Source organism: Pacificibacter marinus (assembly GCF_018860505.1).
In the GTDB taxonomy this organism is placed as follows: domain Bacteria; phylum Pseudomonadota; class Alphaproteobacteria; order Rhodobacterales; family Rhodobacteraceae; genus Celeribacter; species Celeribacter marinus_B.
The window spans coordinates 559-14,778 of the sequence record NZ_JAHKPU010000045.1 but is presented as its reverse complement, the minus strand read 5'-3'; the positions used below and the strand labels follow the sequence as shown (position 1 = coordinate 14,778).

Genomic DNA, 14,220 nt, shown 5'->3' with positions numbered 1-14,220 from the left:
CGGGTAAGTATCCGCCGCTTTGGCCCTCGAGTGAAGTTTAGGCGATGCTGTCTTGGATCAGTTGCTTATAAAGCTCTTGCAGGCGTGCCATCACGGGATTGAAACCCGAACCAATCGGTTTTCCATCAATCTCAGCCACTGGGGTTTGTGCACCAAATGTACCTGTTAAAAAGGCTTCATCTGCACCGTAAGCATCCACGAGCGAATAGTTTCTTTCATGCACTGGAATGTCATTCGCACGGCACAGATCGATAACCTTTTGACGTGTGACGCCGTTCATACAGTAATCGCCGGTCGAGGTCCAAACTTCGCCCTTTCTGACAATGAAAAAGTTGCAAGCGTTGGTGGTGTTCACAAACCCATGCGGATCGAGCATTAAGCCCTCATCAGCCCCAGCTTGCTCAGCTTGCAGGCACGCAAGCACACAATTGAGTTTGGAGTGACTGTTGAATTTAGCATCTTGTGACATCGGCAATCCGCGCACTTGCGGAACGGTTGCCAAACGAATGCCTGCTTTGTGTAAGCCTTCGACAGGTTTGGAATGCTCCATGATAATCACAAGGGTTGGGCCCGAGCGGCTCAACGACGGATGCTGAAAGGGTTTTACCTTTACGCCGCGTGTCAACATCAGGCGACAATGCACATCGTTGGTCATGTCATTGGCAGCAGCGGTGCGCGTTAAAGCATCCAATATACCAGCGCGGTCCATGCCAACATCAAGGGAAACTGCTTTGCATGAACTGAAAAAACGATCCATGTGTTCCTCGAAAAAAGCCCATTTTGCGTTATAAAGACGCATCCCTTCCCACATACCATCGCCAAGCATAAAACCACTATCATAGACCGAAACCTTGGCCTCATCGCGGTGAACAATGTCGCCGTTCACATAGATCTTGATGTCGCGATTGCGAATATCTTCGTCTGCATCGTGTGTGGTGAGGGGTGGCGAGTTCTGATCTAGGGTCATGTGGTATCCATGAAGTGCTCAAAGGCGATGAAGTTGGGAATAATAAGTGGCAAAAAACGCTGGACGCTATAAGTATCCAGCGTTTTTCTTATGTATTGACTAAACTTAGTTGCCGAAAAGAAGCTCGCGCTGAACGACAGGTGAAGCCTTTGGGTCTAGACCGAAATCAGTCAAGAATTCAGCGTACCATTCTTGAACTTTACCGGTTTCGTACCAGTAACCGATCGAAGAGTTGACCCAGTCGCGGAATGTCTTGTCATCTTCTTTACGTACGCCCACTGAAGTTGGTGATGAGAACGCCGGCGTTGGAATGACGAGCTGGCCACGGCCCAGTTTTTTGCGGGCAGCAAGGAGTGGTGGGTGGAACAAAGACACCGCATTCACACGACCAGATTGGAATGCCGCGATGGACGCTCCGTTGTCAGGAAAGCGTTGAATGTCCGCAAGAGGTAGCGCATCGGTGATGAACGCATCCATGCTAGATCCCTGAGGTACAGCAACCGAGATACCTTCTTTGTTCAAGTCTTCCCATTTGGTTGCATTGATATCTTCATCCGCAAGCACTGCAAGTGAGATAAAGAGCAGAGGATTGGAAGGAAAATCAATTGAAACTGCGCGTTCAGGTTTAGCATCTAGCACAGGTATAAAGTCAATTTTGTTAGATTGAAGCGCCGCAACGGCTGTGCCCCATGTCACTTCAACAAACTCAAGTTCAGCACCAAGAACCTCAGCCATATTTTGGCCAAGAGCGACACCAAGGCCGCTGTCCCATTCTCCAGTCGCAGGGTTTTTGCTCCACCATGGTGGCGCTTGAATGACGCCCATGCGCAACTTTCCTGTCTCATTGATCTGGTCCCAAGTCGATTGCTCTTGAGCAGCAACCGGCAAGGTCGCCATAGTCAACACGGTAGCGATGCTTGCGAGCAATGTTGTAGCTTTTTTAATAATGTTTTTCATTGTCGTTCCTTCCTGTTGGTCTTTTGTTTGTTCTTGTATTTTTCTTGTTGATCGTCGGTTTATTCCGGTAGTTTGAAGAGCGCGTGCCCTTCGAGGAATTCTTTCATCCGTTTCGTTTGTGGATTGCGGAGCACGGACTGAGGATCGCCTTCTTCGTGGATTGTTCCTTCGTTCAGAAACAACACACGGTTGGCCACATGATAGGCAAAGCCCAATTCATGCGTTACGCAGATCATCGTCATGCCTTCTTCAGCGAGTTGGCGCATGGTTTTAAGCACCTCGCCCACCAGCTCAGGATCGAGTGCTGAGGTAACCTCATCAAACAGCATCACATCTGGGTCCATCGCCAACGCACGTGCAATCGCAACGCGTTGCTTTTGGCCGCCAGACAGACGTGATGGGAATTCAGCCGCTTTGTCAGCCAGCCCAACGCGGGTCAGCTGGATCATGGATTTCTCTGCCGCTTCTGCTTTGTCACGACCAAGCACAGTCAGCTGGCCTTCCATGACGTTTTGCAAAACCGTCATGTGCGGGAACAGATTGAAATGCTGAAACACCATGCCAATACGGGTCCGCAATTTACACAGGTCACTCTCTTTATAAGTGATTTTACCGCGGGTTTCGGAGCCGATAGCATCGCCATTTAGAAGAATGCGCCCGCTTGTGAGCGTTTCCATAAAATTAATGCAGCGCAGGAGAGTGGATTTGCCTGATCCACTGGACCCCAACAGAACCAGAGTTTCCCCAGAGTTCACATGCAGGTCAATTCCTTTGAGCACTTCAAGTGTGCCAAAGCTTTTGTGAAGGTTTTCTACGCGGATAAGTTCGCTCATCGGTCGCTCCGGTTTAGTACGCGTTCAAGGGCGTAGGTTCCCTGCACCACCGGATAGAGCACCACAAAGAAAATGATGGCGACGGCAGTATAGGATTCAATGGGGTTATAGTTCAGTTCAGCGATCAGTTTTGCCTGACTGAGTGTCTCGTTATAGGCGACAATCGAGGCTAAGGTAGACATCTTGAATACCTCAATGCCTCGGTTCGTCAGCGCAGGAAGGACCCGCTTCAAGGCCACGGGCAAGATTATGCGTCTCAGTGTTTGGGTGAAACTCATCCCTATGGCTTTGCCTGCTTCCCATTGCCCCTTATCGATGGACTGAATACCCGCGCGGTAAATTTCAGCGGAAAATGCCATCGTATTCAAAGAAATGCCCAGAACTGCGGCCAAAAACGGTGAAGTCTCGACCCCTGTTAGGATTGGAAAGGCATAGTAAAACCAAATGATTTGTACCAACACGGGCGTGTTGCGGAACACTTCAACAAAGGCACGCGCAGGCCAAGCCGCAGCGGGATGTTTAATATAGCGCAGAATGCCTATGAGTAACCCACCTAACATGCCAAGAGTGACAGTCACTCCAAACATTAATAGTGTCGCCTGAAGTCCAACCCAATAGACACGCCAGTTGGTAAATATGGTTGCGAAATCCCAGTTATGGTCCATCTTAGTTCACCGTCCCTTCGCCAGATTTGGCAAGTCTGTGCTCGACCACGATCGACAACTGACTGAACCCGAAAATCAAAATGAAATAAATCGCAGCAATCACAGAATAGACCTCAAGCGGACGGAATGTACTCTGTGCGACACTGTTCGCCTGATACATCAGATCAGTGTAGGCAATCGTGGATACCAGTGTTGTCGTTTTCAACAACTCGATTGAACGCTCCATAAAGGCTGGGATCATCCGCTTGACGGCTTGGGGCAAAATCACGCGGCGCAAGCTTTGATTTCGGGTCATTCCGATGGCTTTGGAACCTTCCCACTGACCGTGATCAATAGACTGGATACCGCTGCGGAAAATCTCTGCAAAAAACGCGGATGATTGGATCGAGAACGTCACCACTGCGGCCAAGTATGGCGTCATGTTAATGTTGAACAAAATCGGAAAGGCAAAGAAAAACCAGAACAACTGAACCAATGGCGGCGTGGTGCGAAAGAATTCAATAATGAACTCTGAGATCATTGAAATTGGTCGGTTTTGCGACAACCGCATCAAGGCGAGCCCAAGTCCAAGAGGTACACCGAGTGACAGCGCCAATCCTGTAACTTTTAGCGTATTTAGTAGCCCTAGAAGAAGTATATCTAGATTGGCAATGACAGGCGCGAAATTCCATTCCATATCAGCTGGCTTCCATTTGGTATGTGTGAGCGGTGCGCGACTGAGAAGCCTTCGCCCCCATGAAACGCGTTACTTTGTAAGGCTTTAGATCAATGTTCGTCGCCTCGCCCGTAATCAGATTGGCAAGAATCTGTCCCGTGCGCGCACTTCCGGTAAGTCCGACATGTTGATGACCAAAGCCCAGATAAACACCTTTGACATTGGGCAATTCATCAATGATCGGAATCGAGTCGGTTGGCGCGGGGCGATGCCCCATCCAACGTGTTTCTTTCGAATAGGTCAGCCCCGGTAAAATTTGATCGACACCGTATTTCAACGCGGCAAACGGCACATCTCTTCCGGCGTTTTTCAACCCGCCAAATTCAACACCACCTGCAACGCGCAAGCGGCCCTCCATCGGAGATAAGATAAGTTTAAAGTCAGGGACCAAGGTCGGCGATTTAGGCATGCACGATGCACCCCAAAATTCCAAATGATACCCGCTTTCCGCTTCTACCGGAATTTTCACACCAAGCTTCTTGGTCATAAGTGGCGACCAAGCGCCGGCAGTAATCGCGACAGCAGAGGCAGCCAAGGGACCGTCAGATGTTACCACACCTGTCACTTGGCCGCGTTCATGTGTAATGTCTGTGACTTCAGCTTGATGTGTTGTACCCCCTGAAGCAACGAAATGGCCATGTAGGTCATCAAGATACGCGCCAGGATCAGTTATGCGGCCATGTTTGCCAAACGCGGCGAGAAAACCATAGTCTTTCGGAAATAAAGGATCATAGGACTCGCAAGCGGCACCTTCGTGTTCGCTCCACTCAAAGCCAAGGTCGCGGCGGATGTCAAAGCCGAGCTTGCTACCTTCGAACTGAGCCCGATCTTTGAACAACACCGCAAAATCACAGGGCTTGATATGTCGTTGCGCGGGCGTGCCTTCGGTGAGCAACAGATGATCGTCTAAACTGTTGCCAATAATCGGCACCATTGCCGACGCAATGCGGCGGGCGTCAGCTTCATTTCCGTGTGAGAGGTAACGTAAAGCCCAAGGAATGAGCTTTGGCAGATAGGGCCAGCGCACAAAAATCGGCTCGAATGGATTCAGCACCATCTTAGGCAACTTGGTGAGCAACCCCGGCATTGTCACAGGAAGCACCGAAGATGATGCCAAGACACCAGCATTGCCATAGCTCGCACGTCCTGTTGGCTCTGCCTTGTCGATCAGCGTCACCCGCTGACCGGATTTTTGTAGCCAAATTGCCGTTGCTATCCCGACCATACCACCCCCAATCACAACGATTGGCGGCTCGGTTTCATCCGCGGCATTGGGGAAAACATGCGCCATGTCAGTTAACCCAACTTTACTTTCTGAAGATCCGCAAAGCTTCGGTCATATGCATCGAGAACGGGTTGCACATCCTCCATTTGCAAGCACAAAGGCGGCACCATGCGCAGCACGTTCTTGTACGTGCCTGATTTGGACAGGATCAGCCCATGCTCGCGAGTTCTCTCAAACACATAAGATGTATGATCGGGAGCCGGTTCTTTTGTATCGCGGTCTTTGACCAGCTCAACCGCCTGCATAAAGCCGCGCCCACGTACATCGCCAATAATGTCATAGCGATCTTTGAGATGCTGCAGACCCTCATGCAGTTTAGCACCAACCGTTTTGGCATTTTCGATCAGGTTGTCTTCGCGGATGACACGCAGAACAGCGCGTGCAGCAGCGCAGGCAACAGGATTCGCGCCATAAGTATGGAAGATGAATTTGCCCGACATGCTTTCAGCGATTTCTTTTTTAACAACGACAGCACCAATAGGAATGCCATTGCCCAAGCCCTTGGCGATAACCATGATATCAGGCACGATATCGTGCTGATCAAAGCACCACATTGAATCGCCCGTTTTGCCAAAGCCTGACTGCACCTCATCGACAATCATCAGGCCACCTGCAGCACGCACTTTTTCTGCAGCGCCCTTCATGTATCCGGCTGGCATTGGAATGATACCGCCATAGCCCTGAACAGGTTCAATCAACATCGCCGCAAGAGCGCCGCTTGTCGTATATGCGATCGTGCGATCAATTTCGTCGAGATACGGATCTGTCCCCTCACCGAATATGCCTCGATACTGGTTCGGCTCTGCCGCAAAGGTAATATTAGCCAATTGCGCAACATTGTGGCGGAAGCCATGAACGCCTGTCACAGCCTGTGCGCCATAAGTTGCGCCATGGTAAGAGTTGCGCAACGAGATGACGTCGTGATTGCCTGTATAGGCGCGTGACATCATCATCGCCAAATCAATCGCTTCCGCTCCCGAGTTGGTGAAATGGACAACCCACTCGTGGCCTACAGGCATGGTTGCGGCTAACTCTTCAGCTAGGTGTGCGGGCACTGGGTGATGAAACATTGTCGTACAATGCGTCAGATCTTTCACCTGTTCGGTCACCGCTTCGACAACTGCAGGGTGCGCATGGCCAACGCTGATACACAGGTTCATACCCAATAGATCAGTCAGCTTGTTGCCTTTCTCGTCCCAGCAATACTGCATCTTACCTTTTTTCAGGATCAACGGTTTTTTATAGGGAACAAACGCACTCTGAGACGCTGCATAATATTTGTCACGCTTATCGATAATGGACTGCGTCGACCAATCAACGTGGGATGTTATCTCATTCATTTTCAAGATCCTTAAAAAGAGTAATGATGCTTTACTCAGTACGGCGCACCAAAATTCCTGCAATTCAATCGCGAGCATTGCAAAGATCTATGAGAAGTTTAATGGACAGTTTGGATCAAAGAATAGGACAGATGAAAATCACTTTAAATGCTCACTCTTTTTAATTCAGCGCTCATTTCTTGTGCTTCTGCTGCGATAAGTTTAATACCATCATTGAGTGACGCGCGCGGCAATGCAGTAAAGCCGATCCGTAACTTGCGCTGCCCTTGTGACGGATCTCGGTAAAAAACGCCCCCCTCATCGAGCAGAACACCCTGTTGTTTCAACCTATGTGCTAAAATACTTGTATCAATTCCTTTGGGAGCCGTCAGCCATACACAGGTGCCGCCGTGAGACACTTGTCGGTCAAAATCAGGTAAGTGCTCGGTTAATGCCTCTAAGACTATTTCCCACCGAGATCGGTACCGCCGCTCCATTTTACGCAAGTGCGCGTCAAGTGCGCCGCTGGCGATGAAGTGGGCCATAGCATCTTGAAGCAGGATCGGCGGGTGGCGCATGGTGGATCGCCGGATCGCTTTTACTTCTCTAATGACATCTGGATGGGCTACCATATACCCAATCCGCAGCCCTGGCGCGACACTTTTAGACAAACTTCCAACGTAAACTGTCCTACCAGATGCATCCAAGGACGAGATGGGTTTTTCGCGCTTTTGAGTGAAACTCATTTCTGCTTCATAGTCGTCTTCGCAAATCAAGAAATCATCGCGAACAGCACGCTCACACAGCTCTAATCGCCTCTTTACCGACATTGTTACCGTGGTAGGAAATTGATGGCTTGGAGTTGTGTAAACCAACCCAACATCGCTTGGTATTTGCTCGACAATGAGGCCCGATTGATCCACAGGAACGCAAAACAATTGATTGCCAGCAACTTCAAATGCATTGCGAGCTTCAGGGTAACATGGATCTTCGATTGCGACGCGGCGTCCAAGATAAGCATTCAAAGTCGCGAGTAAAGAAATCGCGTTCTGCGCCCCTGAGGTTATTAGAATTTCGTCTGGCGCGGCATGAATCCCACGGTACCCCAACAGTCTGTGTTGCAGTTGCTTGATCAGATTAGAACTGTCTGCGCCCCCAGCATCGCGGCTCCATTCAACAAGGCCCGATGATGCCATCGCAGTCCGCATACTTTCGCGCCATTCCTGTATCGGAAACCATGTGGGGTCAATTTGATTATAAACAAATGGGTAAGGGTAGTTGTTCCAATCCTCAGGATGATCCACTTTTGCCATATCCGACGGACGCTTTCGGTCCGCCAGCGCATGTTCCAGTGGTGACGAGATGGTCTCGCCATTGCTCCTGGCCATAGTATTTGAACGGTTCAGATCGATTATCGTGTCATCAACGAAATATCCGCTGCGGTCCCGTGACGTTACAAGACCAATATCAATTAAGCGACAATAGGCATCATGTACCGTATTGCGCGAAACTCCCAGATGCTCAGACAAAGCACGGCAAGACGGCAGTCGCTCTGCCTTAGGAAACAAATTCTGCGTGATGGCAGAGCTCATCAATTCACACACTTGATCGCGTAAGCTTAACTTAGATGCCTTCGGCAAAGTCAGGAAACGTGCATTGAGCATAAAGGGTCCCGTGTTGGTTTCAGGAACTCTACCCAATCTATGTTGCAGCGCCAAGATGGTGACACCTTACGGCCAAAGCCATAAGGATAGTTTTAAAGTTTTTTGCGCGCGCAGCATTCAACCAAGCAGCGGTATGATGAAGAAAATGGTCGCCACCGAACCATACCAGCGCCAGTGCTCAGCTCGTATAACGCTGCGCTAAAACGTTTGCGATATCGCGCACGATTGTCCCCAGCTCTTTCTGAATCTCTAGACGCGCCTCCGCACCCGTCATTGATATGGCAATCCCCGCGACAGGCAGGCCTTGCGGATTCAAAATTGGGGCACCTAAGCAAACCATACCTTCTCGAATCTCGCCATTGTCGACCGCGTAACCTTGTGCGCGCCAAACTTTAACATCTGCATCGAATTTTTTATGATTTGGAACACTATTAGCAGTAAAGGGAGCATCCCAAAGCACCGCAGATAGAATTTCGTGGCGTTCCTCGTCTGAGATATAGGACAGCATTGCCTTACCCGTTGCAGAATAAACGGCAGGCAAGCGCATACCAACCTGAAACGTAAACCCCAATGGTTTGTCCGAGTTGCGACAATCTAAGTAGACCACCTGATCTTTATCAAGCTCGGATAAGGTCACAGTATAGCTGGCGAGCCGCCCGTCAACGGCCAGAATGCGGCGAAATTCTGAAACCAAGGATGACCTGTTCAAATAGGCAGCACTCCAACGCAAACAATGCGACCCTAGGCTGTAACCATCTGCTTCAAAGTGCAAAACGCCTGCTGCAACCAAAGTTTCACAGATTCCGTAAACCGAGCTTTTGGGCGCGTCTATATCGCGGGCAATCTCGGACACTCCAAGCGGTTTTGAGCTGGTTGAAAGACGGTCAAGTATCAAGACCGTGCGCTGCGCTGCCGGCGCGCGCCTTTTAACCTGTGTGGACATTTTCGGTTCCTTTTAGTCGCACATAATAAACGAGTGTCCTGGTGATTGACAGAGGCGCATACAATGGCATACGTTCCATATTGAAAACAACGTTCCATATAAGGAACGGTCATTTGCAAAATACAAGACAAACGTAAAGAGGCCCACATTGCTTACGCTCAAAGATCCAACACTTTTAAAAAATTCTTGTCTTGTAAACGGCCAGTGGGTTCAAGCCGCATCTGGCGGCACCACGGATGTCACCAACCCTGCGGATGGCACTATTGTCGGCACTGTGCCATCGATGTCCCCAGATGAAATACCTGCTGTGATTGCAGCTTCACAGCTGGCACAGGCGAAATGGGCCGCTTGGGCAGCAAAAGATCGCTCTACTGTCTTGCGCAAATGGTTTGAATTGATCGTTGAAAACACCGAAGACCTAGGCCTGATCATGACGCTTGAGCAAGGGAAGCCAATAAGCGAGGCCAAAGGCGAAATTGCTTATGCGGCATCCTTTATTGAATGGTTCGCCGAAGAGGCAAAGCGGGTTTACGGCGATACGATCCCTGCCCCCAAAGTCAACCAACGCCTAACTGTGTTGCGCCAACCTATTGGTGTGACTGCGGCGATTACGCCATGGAATTTCCCTGCCGCTATGATCACACGCAAAGCAGCACCCGCATTGGCAGCTGGCTGCTCGATGATTGTACGCCCTGCTGATTTAACGCCCCTGACAGCGCTTGCCCTTGGTGAATTGGCTCAGCGTGCTGGCATTCCTGCTGGCGTATTTCAAATTGTGACTGGCCCTGCATCGAAAATTGGCAAGGTCATCACTGACAGCGATGTTGTGCGCAAGTTATCCTTTACAGGCTCCACCGAAGTCGGCCGCTTGTTGATGGCGCAATGTGCGGACACGATCAAAAAAGTGTCTTTGGAACTTGGCGGCAACGCGCCATTTATTGTCTTTGATGACGCTGATTTAGATGCAGCTGTCGAAGGTGCGATGGTATCAAAATACCGCAACGCTGGCCAAACATGTGTCTGCGCAAACCGTATTTTGGTGCAAAGCGGCGTCTATGAAGCTTTCACTGAAAAACTCGCCGCCAAAGTGAAGGCGTTGAACGTTGGCAACGGCACAGAAGCTAGCACAGACATTGGCCCGATGATCGAAGCCAAAGCTTTGGACAAAGTCGAAAGCCATATTGAAGACGCCGTTTCCAAAGGGGCCACCTTGGTCCAAGGCGGCACGCGATTGGGCGGGCTGTTCTTTGAACCTGCGATCCTGACGGGTGTGACGCCAGACATGAAAGTGGCAACCGAAGAAACATTTGGCCCACTTGCGCCGTTGTTCTCATTTGACACCGAAGAAGATGCCGTCGCGATGGCCAATGATACAATTTTCGGTTTGGCCGCATATTTTTACACCAAGGACCACGCGCGCATGATCCGTGTATCTGAGGCGCTGGAATACGGCATGGTCGGCCACAATACAGGTCTGATTTCCAACGAAGTCGCGCCCTTTGGCGGAGTCAAACAATCCGGTTTGGGCCGCGAAGGATCTAAGTTCGGCATCGATGAATATCTCGAGCTGAAATACATCTGCAGCGCGATTTAAACTTAAGACCACGCGACGCGTAGACACCTGCGCCCGCATGTTTTTCTAACTTCAAGGACAAGACCAATGACTGATGGCATCAAACCGTTTTCTTTTGACACACCTGGATCTACTCTTGTTGAATGGGGTGGGGCAAAGCGGATGGGCGCACTTTTGGGTGACTGGTTCACGGAACGCAATCTGCTGATCGTGACAGACAAATTCTTGCATGAAAACGGCTTACTCGATCCCGCGATTGCCTCGCTCAAAGAACACGGGTTTACCGTAACCGTGTTCGATGATGTGGTCGCCGATCCGCCCGAAGCGATTGTGATGTCCTGCGTTGAAAGCGCCAAAGCCGCAAAAGCAGATATTGTACTTGGACTTGGTGGCGGATCATCAATGGACATCGCGAAACTTGTCGCGGTGATGTTGGTTTCCGAACAACCGCTTGCTGAATTATACGGCATTGGAAAAATCAAAGGCAAACGCACACCTTTGGTTCAAGTGCCAACCACAGCGGGCACAGGGTCCGAAGTGACAAACATCACCATTTTGACCACAGGCGAGACAACCAAAATGGGCATCGTCTCACATCAACTCTACGCCGACCGCGTGCTGCTTGATGCGGAATTGACGATTGGTCTGCCAGCGGTTCAAACCGCAGCCACAGGCATTGACGCCATGGTTCATGCGATAGAAGCCTTTACCAGCCAACATAAAAAGAACTTGTTGTCAGACGTATTCGCCAAAGAAGCGCTGCGTTTGATGACCGCCAATCTCGTGACAGCCTGTGAAGATGGCAGCAACCGCGCCGCGCGCGAAGCGATGCTTTTGGGGGCAAACCTTGCCGGACAAGCCTTTTCAAACAGCCCCGTTGGCGCGGTTCATGCCTTGGCCTATCCGCTGGGGGGGCACTACCATTTGCCACACGGGTTGACCAATGCGCTGATGCTTGGACCTGTGTTGCGCTACAACATGCGTGAAGCAGCACCTTTGTATGCGGAGCTGGCAGACGTGGTGATGGGCCCGTCTGAAGATGGCGTGCAGGCACGTTCTGCCAAGTTCGTCGAGTTCATGGAAGACTTGATGGATCGCTCTGGCGCCCCGCGCCGTTTGCGCGATTGCAAAGTGACAGAAGACAGCCTGCCAACATTGGCGCAAGACGCCATGCTGCAAACGCGGCTTTTGGTCAACAATCCAGTTGAAGTTACCGAAACAGATGCGCTCGCACTCTACCGCGAAGCATTTTGACCCTCATGTCAGGTGCTGCGACGCACCGCAGGAAAGCGCCTGACACATAACAAAAAAGCCTTTCGGAGGGGGAAGGCAATTCTGCGTAAAGCGAGGAGACAAAATGAGACAAGAACGTATAGATGGGCAGGAAACGCCCTATTGGCCGGCGGGCCCATTTAAAATCCGCCTGCCCTTTTTGCACTACAGATTTGAATGGCCGGATTACTGCCAAGGCTTGCTGATGTGTGCCGTGGACTTGGCTGCGATCCCACTCATGGTTGAACTGTTAGGGATGCCCTTTGAGGTGGCTCTTGCTGTTGTCATGATGAACGGTGTTTTGTATCTGGCTCACCACATGCTCGGCGATCCGGTTATCCCAGGATGGATCACACCTGCGATCCCGCTTTTGATGGCCTATTGTGCTGCCTTCCCAGAAGGCCCTGAGCGCGTTCATGCCTTGATCGCCTTTCAGTTGATGTTGGGGTTATTCTCGATCTTCATTGGAGCCTCGGGATTGGCGCACCGCGTTGTGCAACTGATCCCCCAAGCGATTAAGTCCGGTATCATTATTGGCGCAGGTATGGCCGCCGTGATTTCCGTGTTCAAAATCGGTGGTCGTTTCGACACCTACCCGTTCACGATTTCTATTGCTGTCGGCATCGCGTTCTACGTGATTTTCTCGCGCCACTTTGCCAAGCTAAAATCTGAGAACCGTATTTTTGGCGCGATTGGCAAACTGGGGATCTTCCCGATTGTTGCCCTTGCTATTATCGTAGCGCCTATCTTTGGTGAAGCGTCATGGCCACAAATCGAATGGGGTATCTCTAAGCCTGACTTTACCACCTTATGGAAAGAATACACTGTCTTTGGTCTGGGCTTGCCACCTGTGTCGATGTTCTTGACTGCGATCCCGACTGTTTTGGCTGCCTATATCGTTTTGTTTGGTGACGTGTTGCAAAGTAAAGCCATCCTGACCGAAGCGGACGAAATGCGCCCTGATGAAAAGATCGATTACGATCCTGATCGTGCTCACATGATCTTTGGTGCGCGCAACTCGGTTATGTCCATCATCGGCCCTGATGTGGCGATGTGTGGTCCGCTTTGGGCAGCGATGCACGTGGTGATCGTCGAGCGTTTCACCCAAGGCAAAAAGACTATGGACTCTATCTTTGGTGGTGCGGGCTCTTTCCGCTGGGGCACAAACACAGGGCTTTTGTTGATGCCCATCGTGACGCTGGTTCAGCCGATCCTTGGCGTTGCGCTCGCCTTGACACTGTTGATCCAAGGCTACGTTTCCGTGCGTATCGGCGTTATGGAAGCGCGTTCGCAACGTGACCTTGGTATCGCCGGTGTGGTCGGTGCGGTGCTTGCCACACGCGGTGCAGCTTGGGCCTTTGGTGTCGGTGTTGTGCTGTGTCTCTTGGTCTACGGTCGCGATTTTTTCCGTGGAGAAGTCGACAATACCTTTGTGAAAGATCAAAACTCGTAAGGGTTTTAAAATCGAAAACGAGGGCACAATTGTCCTCGTTTTCTACGACGGTTGAGTGCTGATCACGACCTGGACCTGCTTTTTAGAACTGAACAGCCCCTTATGTATCGGAAGTTTGCTATCGTTATCCCGATCCAGCGTTTTGCAAGATACCGGATCGGGAAGGTGTACGCCGTTAGCCCCTTGTGGTGCGACCACGTAATCTAGACTGGCGCCCCTTCTTTTTCTTCAAACTCGAACAGTTGATTGGGGCGTATGACCCCGGAGCATAAGAAAGAGATTTAGAATATGGGACAGAATACGGATTTTGTCGGCCTTGATGTCGGTAAGTTTGAGATTTTTGTATATGTTAGCAAAACTGGCGCGGCTTTTTCGGTGTCAAATACACCTGCGGGTCATAGCAGTCTTCAGCGCAAGTTAGGGCCAGTTGACGGCCAAATTATCGCTCTGGAGCCCACAGGCGGTTATGAATGGACCGTATGGAAAGCGTTAGATGCTGCTGGGTACGATGTCAGGCAAGTTTGCGCAGCACATGTTCGTGCATTTTCCCATGTGGTCTTGCCCGGTTTTAGTT

Annotated in this window: 12 protein-coding genes and 1 pseudogene; 4 read left to right on the top strand and 9 right to left on the bottom strand. The window is 50.6% G+C overall.

Going from position 1 to position 14,220, the window contains the following annotated elements:
* Positions 1 to 37: 37 nt before the first annotated feature.
* The 9 genes from KO503_RS16105 to KO503_RS16065 form a co-directional block, all read right to left on the bottom strand.
* Entirely contained in the window at positions 38 to 967 is a 930-nt protein-coding gene (locus KO503_RS16105; RefSeq protein WP_215992577.1) for an aminotransferase class IV, read from the bottom strand.
* A 105-nt stretch (positions 968 to 1,072) separates the two neighbouring features.
* Positions 1,073 to 1,924: a transporter substrate-binding domain-containing protein gene (locus KO503_RS16100; protein ID WP_215992576.1), complete on the bottom strand. Its 852-nt coding sequence runs from the start codon at positions 1,922 to 1,924 to the stop codon at positions 1,073 to 1,075.
* Between the two features lie 59 nt (positions 1,925 to 1,983).
* Entirely contained in the window at positions 1,984 to 2,757 is a 774-nt protein-coding gene (locus KO503_RS16095) for an amino acid ABC transporter ATP-binding protein (protein ID WP_215992575.1), read from the bottom strand.
* Positions 2,754 to 3,422 (bottom strand): amino acid ABC transporter permease, encoded by a 669-nt coding sequence (locus KO503_RS16090; protein WP_215992574.1) that lies wholly within the window; start codon positions 3,420 to 3,422, stop codon positions 2,754 to 2,756. The genes KO503_RS16095 and KO503_RS16090 overlap by 4 nt, the downstream gene beginning before the upstream one ends.
* Before the next feature lies 1 nt (position 3,423).
* Positions 3,424 to 4,098: an amino acid ABC transporter permease gene (locus KO503_RS16085; protein WP_215992573.1), complete on the bottom strand. Its 675-nt coding sequence runs from the start codon at positions 4,096 to 4,098 to the stop codon at positions 3,424 to 3,426.
* 1 nt (position 4,099) lies between these two features.
* Complete coding sequence (locus KO503_RS16080; RefSeq protein WP_215992572.1) at positions 4,100 to 5,428, bottom strand: NAD(P)/FAD-dependent oxidoreductase; 1,329 nt, start codon at positions 5,426 to 5,428, stop codon at positions 4,100 to 4,102.
* Between the two features lie 5 nt (positions 5,429 to 5,433).
* Positions 5,434 to 6,762 carry an aspartate aminotransferase family protein gene (locus KO503_RS16075; RefSeq protein WP_215992571.1) on the bottom strand — a complete coding sequence of 443 codons (1,329 nt, stop codon included), beginning with the start codon at positions 6,760 to 6,762 and terminating at the stop codon, positions 5,434 to 5,436.
* A 143-nt stretch (positions 6,763 to 6,905) separates the two neighbouring features.
* Positions 6,906 to 8,459, bottom strand: a complete 1,554-nt coding sequence (locus KO503_RS16070; protein WP_215992570.1) for a PLP-dependent aminotransferase family protein — start codon at positions 8,457 to 8,459, stop codon at positions 6,906 to 6,908.
* Between the two features lie 124 nt (positions 8,460 to 8,583).
* Positions 8,584 to 9,348 carry an IclR family transcriptional regulator gene (locus tag KO503_RS16065; RefSeq protein ID WP_215992569.1) on the bottom strand — a complete coding sequence of 255 codons (765 nt, stop codon included), beginning with the start codon at positions 9,346 to 9,348 and terminating at the stop codon, positions 8,584 to 8,586.
* A gap of 148 nt (positions 9,349 to 9,496) precedes the next feature.
* Between KO503_RS16065 and KO503_RS16060 the strand changes: the two genes are divergently transcribed.
* The 4 genes and pseudogenes from KO503_RS16060 to KO503_RS16045 form a co-directional block, all read left to right on the top strand.
* Positions 9,497 to 10,942, top strand: a complete 1,446-nt coding sequence (locus KO503_RS16060) for an NAD-dependent succinate-semialdehyde dehydrogenase (protein WP_215992568.1) — start codon at positions 9,497 to 9,499, stop codon at positions 10,940 to 10,942.
* 66 nt (positions 10,943 to 11,008) lie between these two features.
* The gene (locus KO503_RS16055; protein WP_252731143.1) at positions 11,009 to 12,175 is read left to right on the top strand and encodes an iron-containing alcohol dehydrogenase; all 1,167 of its coding nucleotides are present in this window, start codon (positions 11,009 to 11,011) and stop codon (positions 12,173 to 12,175) included.
* 103 nt (positions 12,176 to 12,278) lie between these two features.
* Positions 12,279 to 13,646 carry a hypothetical protein gene (locus KO503_RS16050; protein WP_215992567.1) on the top strand — a complete coding sequence of 456 codons (1,368 nt, stop codon included), beginning with the start codon at positions 12,279 to 12,281 and terminating at the stop codon, positions 13,644 to 13,646.
* A gap of 288 nt (positions 13,647 to 13,934) precedes the next feature.
* Positions 13,935 to 14,220 (top strand): annotated as a pseudogene (locus KO503_RS16045) (hypothetical protein); the annotation flags it as partial.

Excerpts from the sequence above, each read along its gene's own strand:
- KO503_RS16105 (WP_215992577.1), bottom strand. The coding sequence starts at position 967 with ATGACCCTAGATCAGAACTCGCCACCCCTCACCACACACGATGCAGAC.
- KO503_RS16100 (WP_215992576.1), bottom strand. The coding sequence starts at position 1,924 with ATGAAAAACATTATTAAAAAAGCTACAACATTGCTCGCAAGCATCGCT.
- KO503_RS16095 (WP_215992575.1), bottom strand. The coding sequence starts at position 2,757 with ATGAGCGAACTTATCCGCGTAGAAAACCTTCACAAAAGCTTTGGCACA.
- KO503_RS16090 (WP_215992574.1), bottom strand. The coding sequence starts at position 3,422 with ATGGACCATAACTGGGATTTCGCAACCATATTTACCAACTGGCGTGTC.
- KO503_RS16085 (WP_215992573.1), bottom strand. The coding sequence starts at position 4,098 with ATGGAATGGAATTTCGCGCCTGTCATTGCCAATCTAGATATACTTCTT.
- KO503_RS16080 (WP_215992572.1), bottom strand. The coding sequence starts at position 5,428 with ATGGCGCATGTTTTCCCCAATGCCGCGGATGAAACCGAGCCGCCAATC.
- KO503_RS16075 (WP_215992571.1), bottom strand. The coding sequence starts at position 6,762 with ATGAATGAGATAACATCCCACGTTGATTGGTCGACGCAGTCCATTATC.
- KO503_RS16065 (WP_215992569.1), bottom strand. The coding sequence starts at position 9,348 with ATGTCCACACAGGTTAAAAGGCGCGCGCCGGCAGCGCAGCGCACGGTC.
- KO503_RS16055 (WP_252731143.1), top strand. The coding sequence starts at position 11,009 with ATGACTGATGGCATCAAACCGTTTTCTTTTGACACACCTGGATCTACT.
- KO503_RS16050 (WP_215992567.1), top strand. The coding sequence starts at position 12,279 with ATGAGACAAGAACGTATAGATGGGCAGGAAACGCCCTATTGGCCGGCG.